At 65.1% G+C, this 24,599-nt stretch carries 23 protein-coding genes; 3 read left to right on the top strand and 20 right to left on the bottom strand.

What is annotated here, in order from left to right; genetic code table 11:
- Nucleotides 1–12: 12 nt before the first annotated feature.
- The 4 genes from ABD791_RS02830 to ABD791_RS02815 all read right to left on the bottom strand — a co-directional run bounded on the left by ABD791_RS02830 (nucleotide 13) and on the right by ABD791_RS02815 (nucleotide 5,196).
- Nucleotides 13–1,284: an alpha/beta hydrolase gene (locus tag ABD791_RS02830; protein ID WP_345062083.1), complete on the bottom strand. Its 1,272-nt coding sequence runs from the start codon at nucleotides 1,282–1,284 to the stop codon at nucleotides 13–15.
- A gap of 163 nt (nucleotides 1,285–1,447) precedes the next feature.
- Nucleotides 1,448–2,845, bottom strand: a complete 1,398-nt coding sequence (locus ABD791_RS02825; protein ID WP_345062081.1) for an ABC transporter permease — start codon at nucleotides 2,843–2,845, stop codon at nucleotides 1,448–1,450.
- Nucleotides 2,842–3,603, bottom strand: coding sequence for an ABC transporter ATP-binding protein (locus tag ABD791_RS02820; protein WP_345062079.1), 762 nt, complete (start codon nucleotides 3,601–3,603; stop codon nucleotides 2,842–2,844). Before ABD791_RS02820 ends, ABD791_RS02825 begins: the two co-directional genes overlap by 4 nt.
- Before the next feature lie 165 nt (nucleotides 3,604–3,768).
- Complete coding sequence (locus ABD791_RS02815; RefSeq protein ID WP_345062077.1) at nucleotides 3,769–5,196, bottom strand: MFS transporter; 1,428 nt, start codon at nucleotides 5,194–5,196, stop codon at nucleotides 3,769–3,771.
- 128 nt (nucleotides 5,197–5,324) lie between these two features.
- Between ABD791_RS02815 and ABD791_RS02810 the strand changes: the two genes are divergently transcribed.
- Nucleotides 5,325–5,975, top strand: a complete 651-nt coding sequence (locus tag ABD791_RS02810; RefSeq protein ID WP_345062075.1) for a TetR/AcrR family transcriptional regulator — start codon at nucleotides 5,325–5,327, stop codon at nucleotides 5,973–5,975.
- Here the strand turns inward: ABD791_RS02810 and ABD791_RS02805 are convergent.
- The 11 genes from ABD791_RS02805 to hrcA all read right to left on the bottom strand — a co-directional run bounded on the left by ABD791_RS02805 (nucleotide 5,972) and on the right by hrcA (nucleotide 16,810).
- On the bottom strand, nucleotides 5,972–6,655 hold the full coding sequence (locus ABD791_RS02805) for a response regulator (protein ID WP_345062073.1): 684 nt from the start codon (nucleotides 6,653–6,655) through the stop codon (nucleotides 5,972–5,974). The two genes, ABD791_RS02810 and ABD791_RS02805, sit on opposite strands and share 4 nt — an antisense overlap.
- Nucleotides 6,656–6,665: 10 nt before the next feature.
- Nucleotides 6,666–8,576: a sensor histidine kinase gene (locus tag ABD791_RS02800; RefSeq protein WP_345062071.1), complete on the bottom strand. Its 1,911-nt coding sequence runs from the start codon at nucleotides 8,574–8,576 to the stop codon at nucleotides 6,666–6,668.
- A gap of 152 nt (nucleotides 8,577–8,728) precedes the next feature.
- Nucleotides 8,729–9,436 carry a lysoplasmalogenase gene (locus tag ABD791_RS02795; RefSeq protein ID WP_345062069.1) on the bottom strand — a complete coding sequence of 236 codons (708 nt, stop codon included), beginning with the start codon at nucleotides 9,434–9,436 and terminating at the stop codon, nucleotides 8,729–8,731.
- Nucleotides 9,437–9,640: 204 nt separating this feature from the next.
- Nucleotides 9,641–10,543, bottom strand: coding sequence for a GTPase Era (gene era / locus ABD791_RS02790; protein WP_345062067.1), 903 nt, complete (start codon nucleotides 10,541–10,543; stop codon nucleotides 9,641–9,643).
- Nucleotides 10,527–11,855: a hemolysin family protein gene (locus ABD791_RS02785; protein WP_345062065.1), complete on the bottom strand. Its 1,329-nt coding sequence runs from the start codon at nucleotides 11,853–11,855 to the stop codon at nucleotides 10,527–10,529. Before ABD791_RS02785 ends, era begins: the two co-directional genes overlap by 17 nt.
- Entirely contained in the window at nucleotides 11,855–12,319 is a 465-nt protein-coding gene (gene ybeY, locus ABD791_RS02780; protein WP_345062062.1) for an rRNA maturation RNase YbeY, read from the bottom strand. Before ybeY ends, ABD791_RS02785 begins: the two co-directional genes overlap by 1 nt.
- On the bottom strand, nucleotides 12,316–13,332 hold the full coding sequence (locus ABD791_RS02775; RefSeq protein ID WP_345064454.1) for a PhoH family protein: 1,017 nt from the start codon (nucleotides 13,330–13,332) through the stop codon (nucleotides 12,316–12,318). Before ABD791_RS02775 ends, ybeY begins: the two co-directional genes overlap by 4 nt.
- A gap of 106 nt (nucleotides 13,333–13,438) precedes the next feature.
- On the bottom strand, nucleotides 13,439–13,798 hold the full coding sequence (locus tag ABD791_RS02770) for an HIT domain-containing protein (protein WP_345062060.1): 360 nt from the start codon (nucleotides 13,796–13,798) through the stop codon (nucleotides 13,439–13,441).
- Nucleotides 13,799–13,817: 19 nt separating this feature from the next.
- Entirely contained in the window at nucleotides 13,818–14,594 is a 777-nt protein-coding gene (locus ABD791_RS02765) for a 16S rRNA (uracil(1498)-N(3))-methyltransferase (RefSeq protein WP_345062058.1), read from the bottom strand.
- A gap of 9 nt (nucleotides 14,595–14,603) precedes the next feature.
- Nucleotides 14,604–15,707 carry a molecular chaperone DnaJ gene (gene dnaJ, locus ABD791_RS02760; RefSeq protein WP_345062057.1) on the bottom strand — a complete coding sequence of 368 codons (1,104 nt, stop codon included), beginning with the start codon at nucleotides 15,705–15,707 and terminating at the stop codon, nucleotides 14,604–14,606.
- A gap of 80 nt (nucleotides 15,708–15,787) precedes the next feature.
- Nucleotides 15,788–16,810: a heat-inducible transcriptional repressor HrcA gene (gene hrcA / locus ABD791_RS02755; protein WP_345062055.1), complete on the bottom strand. Its 1,023-nt coding sequence runs from the start codon at nucleotides 16,808–16,810 to the stop codon at nucleotides 15,788–15,790.
- Nucleotides 16,811–16,964: 154 nt separating this feature from the next.
- Between hrcA and ABD791_RS02750 the strand changes: the two genes are divergently transcribed.
- Nucleotides 16,965–17,402, top strand: coding sequence for a DUF4870 domain-containing protein (locus ABD791_RS02750; RefSeq protein ID WP_345062053.1), 438 nt, complete (start codon nucleotides 16,965–16,967; stop codon nucleotides 17,400–17,402).
- Nucleotides 17,403–17,485: 83 nt separating this feature from the next.
- Entirely contained in the window at nucleotides 17,486–17,860 is a 375-nt protein-coding gene (locus ABD791_RS02745; protein ID WP_345062051.1) for a DUF4870 domain-containing protein, read from the top strand.
- A gap of 107 nt (nucleotides 17,861–17,967) precedes the next feature.
- Here ABD791_RS02745 and hemW read toward each other — a convergent pair whose 3' ends face one another.
- From hemW to ABD791_RS02720, 5 genes are all read right to left on the bottom strand, one after another.
- Complete coding sequence (hemW, locus tag ABD791_RS02740) at nucleotides 17,968–19,206, bottom strand: radical SAM family heme chaperone HemW (protein WP_345062049.1); 1,239 nt, start codon at nucleotides 19,204–19,206, stop codon at nucleotides 17,968–17,970.
- A gap of 2 nt (nucleotides 19,207–19,208) precedes the next feature.
- Nucleotides 19,209–19,856, bottom strand: coding sequence for a DUF1990 domain-containing protein (locus ABD791_RS02735; protein ID WP_345062047.1), 648 nt, complete (start codon nucleotides 19,854–19,856; stop codon nucleotides 19,209–19,211).
- A gap of 206 nt (nucleotides 19,857–20,062) precedes the next feature.
- On the bottom strand, nucleotides 20,063–21,232 hold the full coding sequence (locus tag ABD791_RS02730; protein WP_345062045.1) for a hypothetical protein: 1,170 nt from the start codon (nucleotides 21,230–21,232) through the stop codon (nucleotides 20,063–20,065).
- Nucleotides 21,233–21,382: 150 nt separating this feature from the next.
- Nucleotides 21,383–23,233 carry a translation elongation factor 4 gene (lepA, locus tag ABD791_RS02725; protein ID WP_345062043.1) on the bottom strand — a complete coding sequence of 617 codons (1,851 nt, stop codon included), beginning with the start codon at nucleotides 23,231–23,233 and terminating at the stop codon, nucleotides 21,383–21,385.
- A gap of 420 nt (nucleotides 23,234–23,653) precedes the next feature.
- Nucleotides 23,654–24,544 (bottom strand): methyltransferase, encoded by an 891-nt coding sequence (locus tag ABD791_RS02720; protein ID WP_345062041.1) that lies wholly within the window; start codon nucleotides 24,542–24,544, stop codon nucleotides 23,654–23,656.
- Between the last annotated feature and the right edge of the window lie 55 nt (nucleotides 24,545–24,599).

Here is a 24,599-nt window from a genome sequence, read left to right as displayed (position 1 = left end):
CTCCCCGCACTCTCATCGAGCTCCCGGCAATCCGAGGTCGACCGCGATTTGCGGCAGCGCCGTCGTCCAGGCCCCGATCACCGTATGCCAGTCGTGGGCCGTGCCAGGCGAGATCAGCAACTCGGTCTTCACACCGGCCCGCGCGGCATCCGCGTTGAGTGTCTTCGACCACGGCAGGTAGCGCGCGTCTTCACCGCCGACCGCGAAGATCGCGAACAGGCCGGCATAGGGCGCGTGCGCGGCGATAATCGCCGACGGCGCAGCGGCGAGATAGGCCGTCACGCTGCCACCGAATCCGACGGCAATGGTGTGCGCGAGGCTTCCCACTTGCGGCACGAGTTCCGGTGAGACGGCGAACAGCGTTCCGAACAGCTGGGGATGCGCAGGGCCCAGTTGCATCGTGCAGGTCGCGCCCTGCGAAAAGCCGGCGAGTGCCCAACCGGCCGGGCCCGCCGTGACGTGGAGGTGCGCCCGAATCCACGCCGGCACGTCGACGGTCAGGTAGGTCGCCGCGTTGCCGAGCGACGAGTCGACGCACATCGGGTTGTTCTCCGGCGAGCCGAGCTGGTCGGGAACGACGACGATCGGAGCGTAGCCGTCGTGGGATGCCGCGTAGGCGTCGAAAATTTCGGCCAGCCGACCCGAGCTGAAAACGTCGTCAGGACTCCCGGGCTGGCCCGACAACATGATGACAACGGGGAGGGCTGGCGGATTCGCGGTACGAGCCGCCGGCGGCAGGTAGACCAGGGCGGGGCGAGCCACGAACCCTGATACCGTCGCGGGAATCGTGACGGTGCCGACCGTACCGGCTTTCGGGACTCCGCCCAGCACCGGAGCCGGATCAAGATGTGAGTACTGCCCGATGCCGAGTGCGCTGTCGAGCGTCGTGAACGCACCGAAGTCGGCGTTGATCCCCGCGGCCGCGGTCAGCAGAAAGACAGGGATCGCCAGCACCGCGAGCCCTTTGCGCACCCAGCCGGGCTGAAACAGGCTGACGATCGCGAGGGTTGCTGCCGCGAAGAACGCAGAAATCCACAGTCGCGTGGCCGTCGAGAACGAGATTCCGTAGAGGTTCCAGACGTCGCTGACCAGCCAAGCCACCGCCCAACCGACGCCGCCGCCGCCGAGCACCGCGATGGCGGCGACGGCCAGACGCCGCCGTGTGGGCACGCGCGGTGTCGGTCGGCGTAGCAGCAGAACGACGACGAAGCCGCCCGCCAACAGATAGAGCCCGATCAGGATCGGCCCGGTGACGATGCTTGCTTCGCCCAGCGGGCTGTTCATGGTGCCTCCACCTGCAACTCTCACACTCCCCCGCCGTGGCCGCAGTCGTTTTTGCGAGTTCTGAATGAGGCTTCAGGGAATACGGGCCGGCGTGCAGCGAACGCACAGCGGGGTCACCAGTTCGCGGTGTCTGCCCCAGGCGAGCCGAGGCAGAGCCCCGGCCTCACTCGGCCGCGAGGGCCACCGTCGGTGAGACGGTCGTGGCCCGGCGCGCCGGCGAGAGCGAGGCGCCCAGCGTGAGGAGAGTTGCACCCACCACACAACCGACCAGCAACGGCCAGGGAATCGATGGCGCCATCAGGCCGATGCCGGCTTGGGAGCCGAGCAGTGACACTGCCCCTGCCCAGCCGTAGAAGATCCCGAGGACCAGACCGAAACCGACGGCCGCGATCGTCATTTGGAGGCTCTCAGCCAGAATCATCCGTCGCACCTGCCCCACGGTGAAGCCCAATGCACGCAGGAGTCCGAGCTCTCTCGTGCGCTGGAGAACCGCCAGTGCCAGATTGTTCACCATGCCGACCGCGGCGATCAGTGCGCTGAAGCCGATCAGCACCGAGAAGATCGTCACGGTCACGCCGATGATCTGACTCACCTCGGCGTTGTCCTCTGGCCGGGCACCCTGCGCCGTTGTCATGATGTCCTGGAAACTCTGGGCTGCGACGGCGAACATCGTGATCAGGGTGACTCCGATGACCAGGCCGATGGTGCTGCGTGAGCTGCGTTCCGGGTAGCGCAGAGCATTGGCTGCCGCGAGCTTGGCCGGTGCCGATGAGCCGAGCAACCGCCCGGTCAGGCTCAAGATCGGGGGCATGACGAGGTGCGCACCGAGCACAAGTCCGCTAAACGAGAGCAGGCCACCGAGGAGTCCGACGAGCACACCCAGTGGGCTGACCAGTCCGAGCACGACACCTCCAAGGAGAAGGAGCACCCCCACCGACATCAGGGCGATTGCACTGGCATTTCGCCCGCGTTGCCGGCGTCCTTCATCGACCGAGCGTTCGGCAGAGGCCCCGATCGCCTGCATCGGGCTCACCGTGAGAACCCGGCGCGACCCGACCCACGATGCCAGCCAGGTCGAGACGATGACGATGACGACCGGCGCCGCGCTCAGCGGGTCGAACAGGGCGTAGTCGAAGCGCGGCATCACGGATGCGGCCATGGCGATCTGAACGATGGCGAACGAGAGCAGAACCCCGGTCACGCCCCCGACCAGTGCGCCGATAAGACCGACAGTGAAGCCTTCATTCCCCACGGCGCGACGTTGAGAACGGGCGCTTGATCCGATCAATCGCAGCAGGGCGATGGTTCTGGTTCGGCCGGCGATGATCGTGGCGAAGGTATTGACTGTGACGATTGACCCGACGTACACGGCGATGACGATGAAAATGAACGCCACGATCGTCAGCATGGCGCGCACGGTTTGGCTCTCGCCGAGGTCGGTGCCACCGATCATGGAGGCCAAAGCACCCGTCACCTGGATGAGCAGAACGCCGAACGCGGAGCTCAATGCAGCGACGAGAATACTGGCCCGGTGATCTCGGCGGCGCGCGGGCACGCTCATGCCGGCTGCTCCATGCCGAGCATGATGCGGGAGATTTCTTCTGCGGAGCAACGCCCGCGTTCCAGCGTCAGTTGCCCATCGGCGAGAAACAGAATCCGGTCGGCGTAGCTCGCCGCCACGGGGTCGTGGGTGACCATCGCGATGCTCTGGCCGTAGTCGACGCTGGCCGCCGCGAGCAGGGCGAGCACCTCGCGTCCGCTGCGCGAGTCGAGGTTGCCGGTTGGCTCATCGGCGAAGACGAGGTCGGGGCGGGTGGCCAAGGCCCTGGCGATGGCGACCCGCTGTTGTTGTCCGCCCGACAGCTCGTGCGGCCGGTGAGCCAGACGCGGATGCAGCCCGAGCACATCGATGAGCTGTTCGATCCAGTTCTTCTCGTCGGTCGTCGGACGGCGTCCGTCCAGTTCGAAGGGCAGCAGGATGTTGCCGCGAACGTCGAGGGTCGGCACCAGGTTGAACGCCTGGAAGACGAAGCCCACCCGTCGGCGCCTCAGCACGGTCAGCGCTGAATCGCTGAGCGTGCTGATCTCGGTGTCGCCCAGCCAGACCTGCCCGCTGGTCGGCGCATCCAGACCGGCCATGATGTGCATGAGCGTTGATTTGCCGGAGCCGCTCGGCCCCATGATCGCGGTGAACTCCCCGCGACGGATGCCGACGGAGACGTTGTTGAGGGCAGTGACGGTGTTGTCGGCTGAGCCATAGCTCTTCGAGAGTGTGGCGACCCGAGCGACGAGGCCGAGATCTGAGGGTGTGATTTCCATACTTCAACGCTAGGAAAACAAGGGGAGTCCCGAATCGGGCGGGCGGTGTATTCGTGATCGGTCGGCAGGATGACAACTCCGGTGGTCGAGGAGCACGCGACGCAGGAGCGCGCATCTCGACGGCCGCGGGCGGCCTCCTCGACCAACGAAATGGGCAGCTACCTGCTAGCGGCGGCTACGCACAGACGGCGCGGCCAGCGCCCCGAGGATCGCGAGAACTGCCACACCCGCGCACACCCAGAACCCGATGGTGAACGCATCATCGCTCGGAAGCCCCTCAGGGCTGCTGTTGGTCGAGATGAGCGCTGCGATCACCGCGGTGCCGACGCTGCTGCCGATGGTGCGCGCAATCGTGTTGACGCCGATTGCCTCACCGGTCTGTTGCGCGGGCACGCTTTCGATGATGGCGTTGGATGTCGCGGCGAGGGCGAGGCCGATTCCCGCGCCAGTGAGTACACCAGAGACCACGATCTGCCAGATCTGACCATGCGACACCGCCGGGAGGAGGAACGCCAGAGTGACGAAGATTCCGCCGAGTAGCATCGGCGTTTTCGGACCGAACTTCCGCACCATCATTCCAGCCAGCGGGCCGAAGACGACCATCATCAGCACGGTGGGCAGCAGAAACAGTCCGGCCTCTGAGACGTTCTTTCCGAAACCGTATCCGGTCATCGACGGCAGCTGCAGCAACGTCGGCACGAGAACGAACGTGCCGAACATCGCGAAACCGAAGACGAGGGCAACGACGTGGGCCGTCCAGACTCCGCGCACCTTCATCAGGCGCATGTCGATGAGGGGTTCCTTCACTCTCAGTTCGACGAACACGAAGACCACGAGCGCAACGACACCCAGGGCCAGGAGGCTCAGCGTCTCGCCGGAGTCCCAGCCCCAATTCGCACCCTCGCTGATGGCGAGAAGAAGCGACACCAGCGCCACGGTCAGGATGGCGGCACCAACGACATCGAGGCGCCCCGGCGTCTTGACGGGCGATTCCGGCATGCCGAAGATGACGCCGAGGAGCGCGATGACGATGAGTACCAGCGGAAGCCAGAACAACCAGTGCCACGAGAGGTTCTCGACGATGGGACCTGCGGCCACGATGCCGACACCGGCGCCGATGCCGAAGATCGCGGACAGCAGTCCGATGGTCACACCGACCTTTTCGCGAGGAAGCTCGTCACGCACGATGCCGATGGACAGCGGCATGATCGCGCCCGCAGCCCCCTGAAGCGCACGCGCAACGATCAACACCCCCAAATTCGGAGCCAGAGCGGCCAGCAGAGTGCCGACGAGCAGGAGAGCCAGCACGATGATGAGGATGCGACGCTTGCCGACCATGTCTCCCAAGCGGCCCAAGATCGGCGTCATCACGGCAGCGGAGAGCAGATAGGCGGTCAAAACCCAGGCCGCATCCCCCGTCGACACGCCCAGATCATGGCCGATCGTGGCCAGCGCCGGCGCGACCAGCGACTGCAGCACCGCGAACGACAAACCGCCAAGCGAGAGATAGATCACGAGGAGCGTGCTATTGATTTTGCGGCCGGCGACCGCTGGAACGGACCCCGTTCTGGGTTCCTGGGCTGTGAGTGACATTGCTCTCCGATTACATGTAAACAAATGTTGACTTAGGGAGTGTAACTCACGCCGACGCTAAGTCAGCAATTGTTTACATAGCGGTAATCAGCCTGTTACCGTGAGAGCAGAAGAGAGGCGCACCGACCATGGAACCAACGCCCGTCACCGCCGACGACAGGCCCGCCGACGCGACGCGGATCGCTCGATCTCGCGACGCCGACGGCACGCGACAGCTTCTGCTCGATGCCGCACGCCGTCGCTTCGCACGGGATGGCTACACCGCCACCACTGTGCGGGACATCGCAACCGACGCAGGGGTGAACGTCGCCCTCATCAACCGTTACTTCAGCTCGAAAGAAGGACTCTTCGAGGCCTGCCTTCGCCGTATCACCCTGACCATCGACCGCCCGAACGCAGCCGAAATGACCGTCGATCGGATCATCGAGACCATCATCGACCAGGTCGCGGATCAGACGGGCGGGGATTATTCCCTGCAGCTGCTCCTTCTGCTGCGCTCCTCCGGAGACGGTCGCGCCGATCAGATCAGACGCGACACTATTCATTCCTTTGCCGAAAGCATCGCGACCGCGGCCGGTTGGCGGCCGGGAGACGCCGACGACGATCTTCTGCTTCGCGCTCAAATCGCGCTGTCGACTGCGCTCGGGATGGTGTTATTCCGCTCCTCAATCGCGCTGGAGCCCGTGGCCTCTGCGAGCGTTGAGAGGCTCCGCGGACCGCTCGGCGAAGTCCTCTCCACTTTGCTCTCCCCTCAGGCCGAGCGTGCCCCTCTGGGTTAGTCGCCCTCAGTGAGCCGGTGCTGAAAAGCGAACACCACGAGCTGCACGCGGTCGCGCAGCGAGAGCTTCGCGAGGATGCGGCTGATGTGTGTTTTGACCGTCGCCTCCGACAGGTACTCCCCCGCGGCGATCTCCGAGTTGCTGAGTCCCCTGGCGGCGAGCAGAAAGATTTCTCGCTCCCGGCTGGTCAGGGTGCCAAACGATTCGGGGGTCGCCTCGCGCACGGCAATCCGGCGGTCGAAATGCTCGAAGAGCTCACGCGTTGCGGCGGCGGCAATCACCGAGCTTCCGGCGTGAACCGTGCGAATCGACGCCAGCAAGAACTCGGGGTCTGCGTCTTTCAGCAAGAAGCCGCTTGCTCCCCCTCGAATGGCCCTGGTCGCGCTCTCGTCAAGGTCGAACGTCGTGAGCACGATGATGCGGGGAGGCTGCTCGCCCGTGGCATCCGCTGCCCGCAAGATTTGCTCCGTCGCTTCGATGCCGTCCAACACCGGCATCCGGATGTCCATCAGGATCACATCGGGACGCACGGTGGCCGCCATCTGCACACCGTCGGCGCCGTTGCCGGCCTCGCCGACGAATTCGAGATCGGCCTGTGAGGAGACGAGCATGCGAATGCCGGCGCGAAACAGTGATTGATCGTCAACGAGTGCGACTCGAATCGGCGTGGTCTCGGTCATGAATTCACTTTCACAGGGAGGTGTCGTTCGACGCCGACGCGGCGCCGGCGAGAATCGGAAGGGTTGCGATGACAGTGAACCGGCGGTCGATGAGCGTCGTCTCCAGGGTTCCGCCGGCCAGCACGGCTCGCTCCCGCATCCCGGGCAGCCCGTGGCCAACCCCGGCGCGCTCATCGAACGGGCGATCCGAGCACACCGCGTTGGTGACGACCGCCGTCACGCTGCTGTGCTCCCAGCGCAGCGCGAGGTGTACCCGGTGATCGGGGTCCCCGTGGCGCAGGGCGTTGGTCAGCGCCTCTTGAATGATGCGGTAAATCGCCAGTTGGGCGCCGGAACCGAGAGGCTGAGGCGCCCCCGCTGTCGTCCAGACGATAGCCAAACCGGTTCCGCGCATCTGTTCGATCAGACGATCGAGATCGGCGAGCACGGGCTGTGGCCCCTGGGCTTCCTGCTGGCGCAACTGGGTGAGCAGGATGCGCACGTCGGCCAGGGCGTCCCGTGCCGTCGCCGAGATCGTGGTGAGAGCTGAGTCGACGGCGGTCGGGTCGCTGGCCCTGGCGTAGCGTGCGCCATCCGCCTGGGCGATGACGACGGCAAGCGAATGTGCCACGACGTCGTGCATGTCCCTGGCGATTCGGTTGCGTTCCTGTTCGACGACGACGGTGCGCTGAGCGATGCGTTGCTCCTCGACCGCGCGCACTTCCTGCCGGCGGCTGAGCCTGGCGTTCTGCCAGGTGCGAATGAGCAACCCGAGCGTCCATGACAACCCGAGCACGCCGACCGACGCGATGAACACCCCGGCGACCCGGAACAAGGTCCCGGCGACATCGACTGCGGGCGCCACCTGGTCGGCGTTGGCGAGTTCGGTGCGGTACCAGCCCGTGAGAATCCCCGAGAGATACAGTGCGGCAATCACGGCGCCGAGCCCGACCGAGGCAAGGCTCACCCACTTCAACACGCGCCCGCCGTAGGCGGAAGCGGCATAGAGAACGGCGAGCACGGCGAAGTTCGCGGTCAGAATTGGGAGGCCGAAGGACATCTGCAGCAGCGCGCTGACCCAGGCGATCGCCAGGGCGAGAGTCGGAGAGATTCGGCGGAAAGCGAGAGACACCGAGAATCCGACGGAGACGACGACCTCGATCGGCGAGCTGGTACCTGAAGCGAGAACGACGAAGAGAAAAATGAGCGCAATGGCGATGTCGGCCGAGAGCTGACGATAGGAGACGCTGCCAAACAGTCGGGATACTCGACGTATCGGTGACGAGTTCTGGCTGTCGCGGTCCATCAGTGCAGCTTCGATGCTCGTCCAGCCGGTGGAGATTCGCGACGCAACGTCGGCCGGACTCACCGCGGCACGTTCGGCGTTCTGTGCGCGCAGGTTCAACGCCAACCCCACTGCCCAGGCCCCAAGCACCAGGCTGACCTGAACCAGCACGCGGATCAGGAACGAGACCAAAGCGGCAAACGCACCCCAGATGCCGCCGATGCTCTCATTCGCCTGGCTGAACCCGTCGGACAGCTCGATGAGGCCGATGACTCCGGCAAGAACGAGTGCTCCGGCGAGACCAATCCACCGCACGACCTTGGTGCCGTGTGCCGCCGCGCCGAAGCAGACGACGACGCCGGCGAAACAGTAGGCCCAGGCAGGTGCGACCGAATCGGAGCCCGTCACACCGACCCCGAGCGCAACGACACCTGACGCCAGCGCGCCGATCGGGCTCAGCCGTGAGAATGCGATGGCGACGGCAAGAAGCAGGGTTCCTTGCAGAGCCGACGCGTTGCCTGCCCAGACGGCCGACACCGTCCAGACTCCGAGAAAGAGCACGGCGAGGAGTGGTTCGAACGCCCAGCGATAGCGCATGACGGCAGAGGGAACGCCCCAGGGGGCTTTGCCCTGGTCGGCCTCAGTCGTCTCAGTCACCATTCCAGCGTAAGCCTCGGCGTGTTGCCGGGATGCCTGGGGCCGGCGATCTCCCTCGCACGTCGGCTGAAATCATCCTCCCGATGTAGGAAGCGCATCGGTCGGTCGGGTCACCGGCTGGTCTGTTCCGGTCATCGGCTGGTCTGTTCCGGTCATCGGCTGGTCAGGTCGCCGGAGACGTCCACCCCGTCGGTCGCGTTCGCCGCTGCACGGGCGCGCACGAAAGCCACGACGCCAACGATGATGAGCCCCTGCGCGGCGATGTAGGTGATCATGACCAGAAACCCGCTCTGTGGCAGCACGACGTCTGGCACGAATTTGTTCACGGCGAGCATCGAGTCCGAGAGCAGAAACAGCAGGGCGCCAAGGGTCACGATCGGTCCGCACCGGGTGGCGACGATCGCCATCGTGGTGATCACCACCGCGTAGAGCAGCGCGGGCACGAGCATCGGGCCGAGGTAAGGCACGAGAAAGACGACCAGCAGCGCCAACCAGACCAGGTAGAGCAGCGCGGCGCGTGGCAGCTTTCCGCGCCCGAGATGCCGCAGAAAGAGCACGATGTACGCCACGTGGGCGAGGAGAAAAGCGCCCAGGCCCACGACAAACCAGAGAGAACCGCTGATCATCAGCGCCACGTCACCGACCCAGCTCAGCAGCAGAGCAATCAGGGCGACGATGACCGGCGCGGTCAGGCGTGCGCCCACGCTCCAGATCAGGGCGGCGGCCAGACTCAGAATGAGGAGCGGCTTCGTGGTCTGGGTCAACGTCTCAGACCCGGCAAGCTGCCCGAGCAGGTGCAGGATGCTGAAGATAACGTACGGGCTGAACGGAACCAGGCGGCGCAGGGGGAAACGTGACACAACGGCTCACTTCACTGTGGGGTTGGGCAGAGGGTTCGACGTGTTCACCCTAGCGACTCGCCGAGTTTGACACTTCCGGTCGAGTTCGCCTGCTGTGCCGGGGCACCTCGACCGAAAAGGTCAAACTCGGCGGAGGGGGAATGAGTTCGGCCCCACCAGATGGTGGGGCCGAACTAGTGGGCGCTGCCGCCGATGCTTCGTCGGTTAGAAGCCGAGACGCCCGAGCTGCTTCGGGTCGCGCTGCCATTCCTTGGCGACCTTCACGCGCAACGAGAGAAAGACGCGCTTGCCGATCAGCGGCTCGATCTGCTTGCGGGCCTGGATCCCGACATCTTTCAGCCTGCTGCCCGAGTGACCGATGATGATGCCCTTCTGGCTGTCGCGCTCGACGAACAGGTTCGCGTAGATCTCAACGAGCTCCTGGTCGTCGCGTTCGATGATGTCGTCGATGGTGACGGCGATCGAGTGAGGCAGCTCGTCGGTGACACCCTCGAGTGCCGCCTCACGAATGTATTCGGCGATGCGCGATTCGAGGCTCTCGTCGGTGACCGCATCCGCCGGGTAGAGAGGGGCTTCCGAGATCGGAAGCAGGCGCAGCAGCTCGGTGGTCAGGGTGTCGAGCTGGATGTGGCTGGTCGCCGAGATCGGCACGATCGCCTCCCAGTCGCGCAACGCCGACACGGCGAGAAGCTGGTTGGCGACGCTCGTCTTCGACGAGGCGTCGATCTTGGTGACGATGGCGACCTTCTTGGCGCGCGGGAACGCGTCAAGCTGCTCGTTGATGAACCGGTCGCCCGGGCCGATCGGCTCGTTGGCCGGGATGCAGAGGCCGATCACATCGACATCGCCGAGCGTCGCTGTGACGAGCGAGTTCAGACGCTCGCCGAGAAGCGTGCGCGGGCGGTGGATGCCAGGGGTGTCGACCAGAATCAACTGGCCGTTCGCCTGATGTACGATGCCGCGGATGGCGCGCCGGGTGGTCTGGGGCTTCGACGAGGTGATCGCCACCTTCTGACCGACGAGTGCGTTGGTCAGGGTTGATTTGCCCACGTTCGGTCGGCCGACGAACGAGACAAAGCCCGCCCGGTATTCATCTGCTGTGGCCATTGCCGTCTACTCCTTCATCATCCGACATTCCGAGGAATGCGGTCTGCGCATCAATCAGCGCTTGATCTCGTTGCACCAAAATGGTGCTGATTCTCTTGCGGCGGCCCTCGGTGCGCTCTGCGGTGAGGATCAGCCCACTCGTTGACGCGACGGAGCCGGCGTCGGGCAGACGCCCGAGCGTTTTGGCCAGCAAGCCACCGACCGAGTCGACGTCATCGTCGTCCAGGTCTAGATCGAAAAGTTCACCGAGTTCGTCGACGGGAAGCCGGGCGTTGACCCGGAAACGTCCGTCGCCGAGGTCTTCCACCTCGACGACATCCTTGTCGTACTCATCGGAAATATCGCCGACGAGCTCCTCGATCAGGTCTTCCAAGGTGACCAGGCCGGCGATTCCGCCGTATTCGTCGACGACCATGGCCAGGTGGTTCGACTCGGCCTGCATCTGCCGCAGCAGCGCATCCGCCTTCTTGGATTCCGGAACGAACTGCGCCGGCCTGGCCAGCTCGCCGACGGTGAGCGAGTCGGCGTTGATCGGGCGCTCGTAGACAAGCTTGGCGACATCGCGCAGATACAGGATGCCAACCACGTCGTCGACCTCGCCGTCCAGCACGGGTACGCGAGAGTTTCCCTTGCTGAGAAACAATCCCATCGCCGCGCCGATCGTGGCGCTCGCATCAATGGTGACCATGTCGGTGCGGGGAACCATGACCTCGCGCACCACGGTGTCGTTGAACTCAAAGATCGAGTGGATCAACTCCCGATCGTCCTCTTCGAGGACATCCTGCTCTGTGGCCTCATCGACCATGCTGAGCAGTTGATCTTCCGAGGTGAACGTCGTCAGGCCCGCGCGACCGGGAGTGACCCGGTTGCCGAGCGCCACGAGGGCGTTCGCAATCGGGCCGAGCACAAACCGTAGAAAATGCACGAGCGGTGCGGTGAGACCCAGAAGCTGACGCGGATGCGCCCGCCCGACACTGCGCGGACTGGCCCCGACGAGCACGAACGAGACGGCCGTCATGATCAACGCTGAGAGCAGCAAGGCGAGCCAGAGCTCGTCGATCGCCGTCGCGAAGACCAGGGTGACGAGCACCGCCGCCGTCGTCTCGGCGATGACCCGCACAAAATTGATGGCGTTAAGGTGAGCGCCGGTGTCGTTGGCGATCGCCTGCAGAGATCGGGTGGACCGTGAAGAATCAGCCATCTCCGCGATGTCGGCGCGTGACAGCGAGACGACGGCAGAGTCGACGGCGGCCATGAGGCCACCGAATGCGACCAACACGATTGCTGCAGCGAGAAACCAACCCAGAAACATCAGTCGCGGCGTCGTTCCTGCATGGCGAAGCCCATCAGAATCTCACGCTGAATGCCGAACATCTCTTTTTCTTCGTCTGGCTCTGCGTGATCGAAGCCGAGCAGGTGAAGCACGCCGTGCGTGGTCAGAAGCAGCAACTCATCGAGGGTGGAGTGTCCGGCCGTCTCGGCCTGGCCCTGGGCCACCTGCGGGCAGAGCACGATGTCGCCGAGCAGCCCCGCTGGGGTCTCCTGCTCCGCCGTGCCGGGGCGCAGCTCGTCCATCGGAAAGCTCAGCACATCGGTCGGTCCCGGCTCATCCATCCACTGCACGTGCAGCTGTTCCATGGCCCCTTCGTCGACGAGAACGATGGCCAGTTCGGCGTCGGCGTGCACGTGCATGGCGTCCAGGGCGAACGCGGCGAGGCGCAGAATCGCTGCCTCGTCGACCGGGATTTCTGACTCATTGTTGATCTCGATGCTCAACTGGATCTCCGTTTCAGGGGGCGGCCGGTGTGGCCGCCGTTTCGACGCTCCGCGCGATTGGCGAACTCGCGGGCTTGTTCGCTTTCGTAACGTTGGGCTTGTTTCTGGGCGTCGTACTCGGTGTACGCGTCGACGATGCGTCCGACGAGCGAGTGACGCACGACGTCGGCACTGGTCAACCGTGAAAAGTGGATGTCGTCGATGTTGTCGAGCACGCGGGTGACCAACCGCAACCCGCTGGCGCCGGCCGGCAGGTCGACCTGGGTGATATCTCCGGTGACGACCATCCGGGAGCCGAAGCCGAGCCGGGTGAGGAACATCTTCATCTGCTCCGGCGTGGTGTTCTGCGCTTCGTCGAGCACCACGAACGACGAGTTGAGGGTGCGACCGCGCATGTAGGCGAGCGGCGCGACCTCAATGGTTCCGGCGGCCAGCAACTTCGGCACGAGCTCCGGATCCATCATCTCGTTGAGCGCGTCATAGAGCGGGCGCAGGTAGGGGTCGATCTTGTCGGTGAGCGTGCCGGGCAAGAACCCGAGACGCTCCCCCGCTTCGACGGCCGGGCGGGTCAGAATGATCCGCTCAACCTCCTTGCGCTGCAAGGCCTGCACGGCCTTCGCCATGGCGAGGTAGGTCTTTCCGGTGCCGGCCGGACCGATTCCGAACACGATGGTGTTCTCATCGATTGCGTCGACATATTCCTTCTGACCGAGGGTCTTCGGGCGGATGCTCTTTCCGCGCGAGGTCAGGATCGCCTGTCCGAGCAGTTCTGACGGGCTCTGCGTGCTGTCGATGCCCAGCATCCGTGCCGATGTCGTCACATCGGCCTCGCCGAAGTACTGACCGTTGCGGATCATCAGCTGCAGCTCTTCGATCAGGCGACGCACCGCTTCGGTATCGGCTTCTGAGCCGGTGAGGGTGATCTCATTTCCGCGCACGTGCACGCTGACCCGTGGGTATTGTTTCTCGATCGTGCTGAGAAAACGGTCTTGCGGGCCAAGCAGACGCACCATGGCGATTCCGTCGACGTGCACATGCACAGCGACGGTCGGCGGCACGTCGGCCGATGAATCGTGACCGGTGTTCGCCCTGTTGCCGGCCGTGTCGCCGGTCGTGTCGTTAGGCACCAAGAGTTCCCTCTTTCAGCTGCCCGCCCAGAACATGGGCGTGAACGTGAAAAACAGTTTGACCGGCGGATGGCCCGGTGTTGAAGACGAGACGAAACTCGCCTCCGGTGCGCTCCTCGGCAATGACGTTGGCCACTCGCACTAATTCGGCCAGCAGGGCGGGGTCGCCAGCGGCAAGCTCGACGACGTTGCGGTATACCTCGGTTTTGGTCGTCACGACGATGTGCACCGGCGCCTGAGGGGCGATGTCTTCGAACGCGATGATCAGTTCGGTTTCCGCGACAATCGTCGCAGGAATTTCACGCGCGACGATACGGCTGAAGATTGACGGTGCGGAACCCGAAGAAGTCATACAGCTATCTTAAGTGGCGCTACCAGCGCCCAAGCTTCGCATTCAGAATGGCGAGGGCCGCCGGCCCGGCTGTCGAGGTGCGCAGCACCGTGTCGCCGAGCTTGACGCGTTGGGCTCCTGCGGCTTCCAGCGCCTCGAGTTCGCTCGGTGCGATGCCGCCCTCCGGACCGACCACCAGCAGAATGTCGAGCTCGGTGTCGGCCGGGGCGCCCGGTGCGGTGCCCGGCCACACGTCGCCGGCATCGAACTCAGTCAGTCGCCGGGCCGCGCTCGGCTCGAGCAGGAGCATGCGGGCGCTGGCGGCGAGTGTGATCAGCTGTTTCGTGCTCACCAGGTCGGCGACCGTGGGAAGCCACGGCCGGATCGACTGCTTGCTCGCCTCGCGCACAATGCTCGACCAGCGTTCCCTGCCCTTGGCGATCTTCGCGCCCTCCCAGCGGGAGATGGAACGGGCGGCCGTCCACGGGATGACCCCGTCGACACCGAGTTCGGTTGCAGCTTGCACGGCCAGTTCGTCTCTGTCGCCCTTGGCCAGCGCTTGCACGAGCACAATGCGCGGCGCGGGCGCCGGCGTCACGGTGCGTGTGGTGACCTGCAGGCTCAGCTCGGTCGGCGACGCGTCGACGACGGTGCCGTGCAGCATCAGCCCAGCACCGTTGCCGAGGAACAGCGCTTCGCCCGGGCGGATGCGACTGACGGTGACGGCATGCTTCGCCTCGCTGCCGCCGATGCGCACTGTCGCACCGGGCGGGCAGAGGTCTGCCGTCAAGGTCTCGTCGAGAAAGAAATGAGCCATGATGTCGTCCTAGCTGATGAACCGATCGCGAAGCTTCGCGAACAGGCCCTGCTGAAAGTGGCTGAGCGAGGGGGCCGGCGCCTTGTGGCGGGCGGCGAACTGTTCGATGAGCTCACGCTCTTTGTGGTCGAGCTTGGTCGGGGTGACAACGTGCACGCCGATCTTGAGGTCACCGCGGCCGCTGCCACGCAGCTTCGTGACGCCGCGGTCCTTGATCGTGATGACCTCTGCGCTCTGCACGCCCGGCTTCAGAACCACGTCGATGTCACCGTCAAGCGCCTTGATCGTGGTCGTACGGCCCAGGATGGCGTCGGTCATCGGCACCTCGATGGTGCAGAGCAGGTCGTCGCCGTCGCGGCTGAAGACGTCGTGATGACGCACCTTCATCTCGAGGTAGAGGTCGCCGTTGGGTCCGCCGGCCGGGCCGGCCTCTCCGCTGCCTGGCATCTGCAGGCGCAGGCCCGTCTCGACACCGGCGGGGATGTCGACAGCCACGGTGCGGCGCGCGCGAACGCGGCCCTGACCCTGGCAGGTGATGCACGGGGTGGCGATGATGGTGCCGTAGCCGCGGCAGCTGCCACAGGGGCTCGACGTCATCACATTGCCGAGCAGCGAGCGCACGGCGCGCTGGATGTTGCCGGTTCCGTGGCAGATGTCGCAGGTGACCGGCGAGGTGCCGGGTTGGCAGCAGGTGCCTGAGCAGGTCTCGCAAACGATGGCCGTGTCGACCTCGATCTCGCGGTGGGTGCCGAAGATGACCTCGTCGAGGTCGAGCTCGACGCGCAGCAGGGCGTCTTGTCCACGCTCGCGGCGCGAGCGCGGGCCGCGGCTGCTCTGGCCGCCGCCGCCGAAGAAGGTCTCGAAAATGTCGCCGAAGTTGCCGAAGTTGCCGCCGTCGAACCCGCCGCCCTGGCCACCCATGTCGTACTTCTGGCGCTGTTGCGGATCGCTCAGCACGTCGTAGGCGTGGGTGACGAGTTTGAACTGTTCAGAGGCATCCGCCCCCGGGTTCACGTCGGGGTGCAGCTGACGCGCCTTCTTGCGGTATGCCTTCTTGATTTCGTCGACGCTGGCGTCGCGTGCGACACCGAGTACTTCGTAGTGGTCAGCCAAAGGTGGCTCTCCTTGTTGTTCCGGGGGTGTTCAGGATGTTTTTCAGTCGGGATGAGCGGCGTGCCGAGGCGACAGGCCGATCAGTTCTCGCCGAGCAGGCGAGAGAGATAGCGGGCGACAGCGCGAACCGCCGCCATGTTGTTCGAGTAATCCATGCGGGTCGGTCCGAGCACGCCGAGGCGGGCCAGGTCGCCGCCGGACGCGGTGTATCCGCTCGTCAGAACCGAGGTTTCGCTCAGTCCGAACGGCGCGTTCTCCCGGCCGATGCTCACTGCCACGCCGTGCAGGTCTGTCGCCATCTCACCGAACAGGCGCAAAAGCACGACCTGCTCTTCGATGGCATCGAGCACCGGCGAGACGCTGCCGGTGAAGTCTTCTTCGGTGCGCACGAGGTTGGCAGCCCCGGCCATCACAAGCTTGTCGTGCCGATTGGCGCCGATCTGGTCGACGAGGGTCGAGGCGATCAGATCGATCACCGGCTGCAGCTCGTGTGAGCCGGACCAGATCAGAGTTCTCAGGGATGCCGCGGCTTCGACCATGCTGCGGCCGCCCACCGCGGCGTTCAGTCGCGCCCGCATTTCGGTGAGAGTCTGCTCATCGACGAAGCGTGGCAGCTCGATCACGCGCTGCTCGACCCGGCCGGAGTCGGTGATCAGTACGGAGAGCAGCCTGGTGTCGCTGAGCGGAACCAGTTCGATGTGGCGCACCGTGGCGCGGGACAGCGACGGGTATTGCACCAGGGCGACCTGATGGGTCAGCTGCGAGAGCAGCCTGACGCTGCGCGCCAGAACCTCGTCGAGATCGGCGGACTGGCCGAGAAAAGTCTCGATGGCCTGCCGTTGCGCCGGAGAGAGCGGGCGCAGGTCGGCGAGGTGATCGACGAAGACCCGATAGCCCTTGTCAGTCGGGATGCGCCCAGAGGAGGTGTGCGGAGCCGCAATCAACTCCTCCTCCTCGAGCAGCGCCATGTCGTTGCGAATCGTGGCCGCCGACACCCCGAAGGAATGCCGTTCGACAATCGACTTGGAGCCGACGGGCTCCCGCGACGCCACGTAGTCCTGCACGATCACGCGGAGCACTTCGAGACTGCGATCAGAAACCATGTGTGAAATCGCCTCCCTCTGCCCATCGTTAGCACTCGCACTGACTGAGTGCCAATCATATCGCGCCACGCTGAGCGTCGCCCATTGCCCCGCAGGAATCAGCGCAGTAGCGTAAACACACAGGGCACTTCCCTCCTCGCTGAAAGGCATGATGATGAGTGATCCACACGCACCGCTCCCGGATGACCCGAACTTCGGACAGCGCCCGCCAGAACAGCCTCACTCCCCCTCCCCAGCCCGGCCACTCTCCGAAGCAGAGGATCGTCAATGGGCGTCGTTCGCCCACCTGGGCGGCATTCTCAGCTTTCTTCCGGCGTTGATCATTTGGCTCGTCTTCAAAGACCGCGGCCGTTTCACCGCCGTCGAAGCGAAAGAGGCACTGAACTTTCAGATCACCCTTCTCATCGGCTACGTCGCGATTTGGGTGGTCACTGCATTTCTCGCCGTCGTCACCTTCGGCCTCGGGTCGGTGTTCGGCCTGTTGGTCTGGGTCGTCTGGATCTTCAGCGTGATCTTCTCAATTCTCGGCTTTATGCAGGCAAAAGACGGCCACCCGTACCGCTACCCGATCAACGCGCGCCTGATCAAGTAGGCTCGCGCCGTTTCGCCAACATCGTTTTCGCCGACATCCGTTCCTAGACATCCGCCGTTCGCGGCGCAGAGAAAAGAGTTCACATGACCGATATGCCTCCCCCCACGAACGACCCGTATCAGGCGCAGGTTCCGATGAACCCGGCTGATGAGAGGCTCTGGGCGACGCTCATCCACATCGGTGGCATCCTCTTCGGCTTTCTGCCGGCCCTGATCGGCTACCTGGTGTTGAAAGACCGCGGCCCGTTCATTCGTGAACACAGCGCTACGGCGTTGAACTTTCAGATCACACTGCTGATCGCCTATGTGGTGGGGTGGATCACGCTGATCTTCCTCATCGGGTTCTTCATCCTGGCCGCGGCCTGGGTGCTCAGCATCGTCTTCGGAATCATGGCCGCGCTGGCGGCCAACCGGGGCGAGCCATACGTCTACCCACTCGCGATCAAGTTCGTGAGCTAGATCTCTCGTTCTCTCGTCAGAAGAACCCGCCCAGAAGAACCGGCTCAGTCACTGAGCCGGTTCTTCTCGTGTGAGGCGATGCCGCGAGATCAGTCTTCGAGCAGAGATCAGTCTTCGAGCAGGCGACGCACCACGGCGTCGGCCAGAAGCCGCCCGCGTAGGGTCAGCTCGATCGAGGCCGGCGCATTCGCGCCAAGCGCGGCACGCGGGTCGATCAGATCGTCGGCGATCAGGCCGGCAACAGCGAGACGGCCGGCCTCTGTCAGCGACGCGACCGGGATTCCTTCACGGATGCGCGAGCGCAGCAGCACCCGCTCCACCTCGCGCGTCGCCGGGTCGAGAGTTTCGCGCCCGGCTGCCGGAGAATGTCCGGCGAGCACACGGTCGGCGTAGGCGGCCGGGTGCTTCACGTTCCACCAGCGCACGCCGCCGACGTGACTGTGCGCGCCGGGGCCGACTCCCCACCAGTCCTGGCCGGTCCAGTAAGCCAGGTTGTGGCGGGAGCGGTGGGCCTCATCGGTCGACCAGTTGCTGACCTCGTACCAGCCGTAGCCGGCGCCGGCGAGCAGTTCGTCGGCCAGCTCATAGAGGTCGGCCTGGTGGTCTTCGTCGACGTGGGCGACCTCACCCCGTTTGATCTGGCGGGCGAGCTTGGTTCCCTCTTCGACGATCAGCGAGTAGGCGCTGATGTGGTCGGGCTTCTGACCGATCGCGTACTCGAGGCTCGTGCGCCAGTCGTCGAGGCTCTCCCCCGGCGTGCCGTAGATCAGATCGAGGCTCACATCGAGACCGGCGTCGCGGGCCCAGCCGACGACGAGCGGCACGCGGGCCGGGTCGTGGGTGCGCTCAAGCGTGGCCAAGACGTGCGGAACCGCCGACTGCATGCCGAACGAGACACGGGTGAACCCGGCGTCGGCCAGCGCGTAAAGGTAGGCGGCGTCGACCGAGTCGGGATTCGCCTCGGTGGTGACCTCGGCCCCCGGCTCGATGCCGAAGGTGGAACGCACGGCCTGCAGCATCCGGATCAGATTCTCGGCAGGAAGCAGGGTGGGGGTTCCTCCACCGAAGAACACCGTCTTGGCGGGGCGGGGCGGAAGGCCGGACTCGGCGAGAATGCGTGCGCCGGCTTCGATCTCGATAATCGCCTGGCTGGCGTAGTCGCTCTGCTTGACGCCACGCAGCTCGGTGGCGGTGTAGGTGTTGAAGTCGCAGTAGCCGCAGCGCACCCGACAGAAGGGCACGTGCAGGTAGACACCGAAATCGCGGCTCTCAGCGCCGACGGTGACGGAGGGGGGAAGCAGGCCGTCGAGCGGCGCGGGATCGCCGAGTGGGAGTGCGCTGGGCATCGTTACGCTCCGGCCGAGGGGTGCAGAGCGTGCAGGTACTTTTTGGTGATCTTCGCCTGCTGAAAACGCAGGAACGGCGCGACGAGGCGGTACTTCCAGGTGCTCGGCTGCGAGAACGAGCGGATCGTGAGCCAGACCGAGTCGTCGTCGTGTTTCTCGACGACGAACGATTCCTCGCCGCTTTCCGGATGCCCCACCATGGTTCCGTAGGCAAAGCCGATGCGGTTGGGCTCGTCGATCACATAGACGACGCGAACGGGGGCGAGCACGCTCATCGGGCCCACCTGAATCTTCAGCTTCGCGGTCATTCCGTTGGCGATGTATGGCGTGCCGTCTTCGGCGAATGTCGCCTCGTTGACCGGATGCGACTGGTCGGCCGACGGAGTGCCGTCTTCGTCGAAGACAATCCCGGCGTACTGCATCCCGGTTCCGATCTCCAGGTCGGTGACCTCCATGCCGCTGCCGCGCTGAACGCCCCACGACATCAGCGACGCGCTCGCGATGCGGAATCGTTCGTCACCGCTGCCGAGGCGCACGGTGTGCTCTGCCGGGCGATGGCCCTTCGGCGGGTAAATCATCAAGTCAGGAGCGAGGGTTCCACCGATGGCCCCGTAGGTCACTGAGGCGTCGGTGAACGTTGCGCGGCGCATCGGGCTAGGCCGCCGGCTTCTTCGTGAGGTCGCCCGACCTCGGTGACTGCGCACTCTGCTGATTCATCAAAAAACTCCGTTACGCCTAGAACTGCCAACGTTCAAGCGTACGCGACTCAATCCTGGCTGCAACCGGGTGTCGCCGATTGGGTGAATCAGCGAGCTAGTGCGAGGGCGTCGGCAGAGGGTGTCCATCGACGGCGTCGTCAGAGGGTGGAGATCGCCAATTCAGCCGCTTTCAGTGCACCGGCCCGGGCGTCAGCGGTGTTGCCCTCCTCGTTCCACGCATCGATTGAGAGATAGCTACCACCGACAAGCGCCTGCACCGTGCAATCGTCGACCGATCTACACACGACGACAGCAGCATCGGCGCCAGGGACCGTGACCTGCGCATCGGCATCCGTGGCGAGTGCAATCTCCAGAAGCTCTGGCCAGGCCCACCCGGCGCCGGGAATCATTTCGATGCGAATCTGTCTGAGTTCACCGGCGGGAGTCGCGTAGACATCCGTCTGTCGCCAGGTGCAGATGACGCGGCCGGCGCGTTCCATCGCGACACCAACCATCGCCGTTCCGATCTGGTCGGTCACTGGCGCGATCAGGGACGGCGTGCCGAGTCCACCGCGAAACGCGCCGTCGGCATCGATCTGAAGACAGGAACCCACCGGCGCCGGTGCATCGGCAGCTGGAGAGAAGGCCGGTCGCGGCGGTCCGGCCGCACTGAGGTCGTCCCGAATCGAGGTGCCGATCTCTACGGCATCGGCCAGAAGTTCAGTCCGGGCCGGGTGCGCAGCGGCGAGGCCGCTGTAGTTGAGTTCAACCCAGTAACCATCGTTCTCGAAACTCACCTCGCAGGAACGCGACGGGCCGTCGTCGAAACAGCTCACCGATGAGTTGGGACCGATCAGGGCTTGATCGTTCTCGTTGGGTGGGAACGCTGCGGCATCGGCCTGGTAGGCCTCCGCGGCATCGGGCAAGATTTCCAGTCGGATATTCCATCGACCGATTTGCGGGTCGGCATCGGCCAAGGTCTGCCAGAAGCACGCCAACATGCCACCCTGCAGGGTGGCAATGGTTCCGCTGTTCGCCGAAGACGGATGCACTGAAATCGAGTCGACGGGAACACCGCTCATCGCGAGAGCGAGTTCGCCCTCGCCCATCAACTCGTCGCAGCCAAGCGGCACGCGGGCTTCGGGTCGCGAGGAGAGCTCTGGCCCGACCGGGTCCGCCGTCGAGGACGAGAACGGAGTCGGGGTCGAAGTCGCAGCACTGGGCGTCGTGTCCGGCTTGGGGATCGGTGCACTTGCGCATCCCGTGAGTGCGAGCAGCACCGCAATCGCGGCGCTCGGAAAGATGAAATTGCGTATGGTCCCCGTCATACCCTCACCCTAGTGAGCGAGAGGGCGCCCGACTCGCACCCGCCGGATCACAGCATGGTGACGGCGGCCTTCGCCGAGCCGTGAGTTTGTGCGAGTGCGAATCGCTGGGACGCGCACAAACTCACAGCTCGGCAGACGTGCGCCGAGGGGCTACTTCTCTTTCTTCTTCTCCGTGTCCCCGGTGAGGGCAGCGACGAAGGCTTCCTGCGGTACTTCGACCCGGCCGACCATCTTCATGCGCTTCTTACCCTCCTTCTGCTTCTCAAGGAGCTTGCGCTTACGGCTGATGTCACCGCCGTAGCACTTGGCCAGAACGTCCTTGCGGATGGCGCGGATGCTCTCGCGCGCGATGATGCGGGCACCGATCGCGGCCTGGATGGGCACCTCGAACTGCTGGCGCGGGATGAGCTCACGCAGGCGCGTGGTCATCAGCACGCCGTAGGCATACGCCTTGTCGCGGTGCACGATGGCGCTGAACGCGTCAACCTGCTCGCCCTGCAACAGGATGTCGACCTTGACAAGGTCGGCTTCCGCTGCACCGATGGGCTCGTAGTCGAGCGAGGCGTAACCGGCGGTGCGGCTCTTCAGATTGTCGAAGAAGTCGAAGACGATCTCACCGAGCGGCATCGTGTAGCGGATCTCGACGCGGTCTTCGCCGAGGAACTCCATGCCGAGCAGAATGCCGCGGCGGCTCTGGCAGAGTTCCATGATGACGCCGACGTAGTCCTTCGGCGCGAGAATCGCTGCCTTGACGATCGGCTCTTCGACCTTGGCGATCTTGCCGCTCGGGAACTCGCTCGGGTTTGTGACGGTGACGGTGCGCTTGTCGTCGGTGGTGACCTCGTAGGGCACGCTCGGCGCCGTGGCGATCAGGTCGAGGTTGAACTCGCGCTCGAGACGCTCTGTGATGATTTCGAGGTGCAGCAGGCCGAGGAAGCCGCAACGAAAACCGAAGCCGAGGGCGACGGATGTCTCGGGCTCGTAGACGAGGGAGGCATCCGACAGCTTGAGCTTGTCGAGCGCCTCGCGCAACACCGGGAAGTCGGTACCGTCGATTGGGTAGAGACCAGAGAAAACCATGGGTTGCGGCTCGGTATAGCCGGGCAGCGCCACGGTGGCGGGCTTGGCCGCCGTCGTGACGGTGTCGCCGACCTTCGACAGGCGCACGTCTTTCACGCCAGTGATCAGGTAGCCGACCTCGCCGACGCCGAGTCCCTTGCTCGGGGTTGGCTCTGGCGAGCTCACACCGATTTCGAGAATCTCGTGGATGGCTCGAGTCGACATCATCTGAATCTTCTCGCGCGGCTTGAGCTCACCGTCGATCATGCGCACGTAGGTGACGACCCCTCGGTAGCTGTCGTACACCGAGTCGAAGATCATGGCGCGAGCAGGGGCATCCGGGTCGCCGACCGGAGCCGGGATGAGCCGGGTGGCGCGGTCGAGCAGCTCGCCCACGCCAACGCCGGTCTTGCCCGAGACACGCAGTACGTCGTCGGGGCTGCCGCCGATGAGGCTGGCGAGCTCCTTCGCGTACTTCTCGGGGTCGGCAGCGGGCAGGTCGATCTTGTTCAGCACCGGGATGATCGTCAGATCGTTCTCAAGCGCCAAGTAGAGGTTCGCGAGGGTCTGGGCTTCGATACCCTGAGCCGCATCGACGAGAAGAATTGCGCCTTCGCAGGCGGCCAGGCTGCGGGAAACCTCGTAGGTGAAGTCAACGTGGCCGGGAGTGTCGATCATGTTTAGTGCGTACGTCTGACCGTCGAGTTCCCACGGCATGCGCACGGCCTGGCTCTTGATGGTGATGCCGCGCTCACGCTCGATGTCCATGCGGTCGAGGTACTGGGCGCGCATCGCCCGGTCGTCGACGGCGCCGGTGATCTGCAGCATCCGGTCGGCGAGGGTCGACTTGCCGTGGTCGATGTGGGCAATGATGCAGAAGTTACGGATGAACGCGGGGGCAGTTGCGGCCGGTTCAAGCGCCTTGAGAGCTCTCGGTGACATGATCTGGCAATTCTCCCATGACCGGGGGCGGTTGGGCGCCGCTTCTGCGTGTGGGTCGCGTCGTTCTCGCGGCCAAATCACCACGCGTGCGCTCAAATCGTCGCCGGAGGTCAACGCTGGCGACGATTTGAGCGCACGCCCGGAGCGGTTTTTCGCCTCGCAGTGGCGATACGGCACTCGGCCCGCGCGGCGCCGGCGCGGATTCAGACCGGCCGCGTTCCGAAGGGGGGTGGCGCAGGCTTCCGACCGAGGCGGATGCCTTTGCGCGGGTCAGGCGCCGGCACGCGGGTCGGCGCCGACTGGCGTTGCGGCACCGGACCCGCGCGCCGTGATTCTGCACGCGGTTGCCGCAGGCTCCCGCCCCGCGCAGCGGCGTCCGACCCGCGTGACGGCACTCGGCCCGCGCGGCGCCGGCGCGATTCAGACCGGCCGCGTTCCGATCACGACCGTGGCGTAGAACTCCTCGGAGGTCGCGATGCGCACATCGAGACCATTGCTCGCAAAGAAAGCTGCGGTTGTCGCGGCTTGGCTCTCCCCCGTTTCGACGAGCAGATGCCCGCCGGGCGCCAGCCATTCTGTCGCCGCGGCAGCCACGCGGCGCTGCACATCGAGGCCGTCGGCTCCCCCGTCGAGTGTGACGTGGGGCTCATGAAAGCGAGCTTCCGGCGGCATCAAGCCGATTGCATCCGTCGGCACATAGGGAGTGTTGGCCATCAGGATGTCGACGCGTGCGCGCAGGATCGCCGGGAGCGGCGCGTAGAGGTCGCCCTGATAGACGTGCCCGGCGTGCCCGGCCTGCCCGGCCTGCCCGGCGTGCCCGACGTGCCCGGCGTGCCCGGCGTGCCCGGCCTGCCCGACGTGTTCGGCGCGCCCGAGCCGGGCGCCCAGGCCCTCGACGTTGCGGCGAGCGCAGAGCACCGCGGCTGGCTCGATATCGGCGGCGTGAAGTTCGATACCGGGGACGACCGACGCCAGCGCCACCCCCAACGCGCCCGATCCGCAGCACAGATCGAGAACCACTGCGCCGGGCTCGGCGAGCGCCGCGGCCTCCTGCACCAGAAACTCGCTGCGGCGGCGGGGAACGAAGACCCCCTGATCTACTTCAACGCGGAGGCCGTAGAACTCGACCCAGCCGAGGATGTGTTCGAGCGGTAGGCCCAAGACGCGCCGGTCGACCATCTCGGCGAGCGCGGCGGGAGTTTCCGCTGCGGCGAGAAGCAAGCGCGCCTCGTCTTCGGCGAAGACGCACCCGGCGGCTCGAAGCCGGGTGACAAGTGCTGATTCAGTGAGTGCTGTGGGAGATGCTGACATGAGTGTGCCTTTCGGAAAACCGATGGCGCTCTCGTCACCTATGCCGTGTGAGTCA

It is taken from the genome of Glaciibacter kafniensis, from assembly GCF_039538945.1.
GTDB lineage: Bacteria > Actinomycetota > Actinomycetes > Actinomycetales > Microbacteriaceae > Cryobacterium > Cryobacterium kafniensis.
This window is presented reverse-complemented; position numbering and strand designations above follow the sequence as displayed.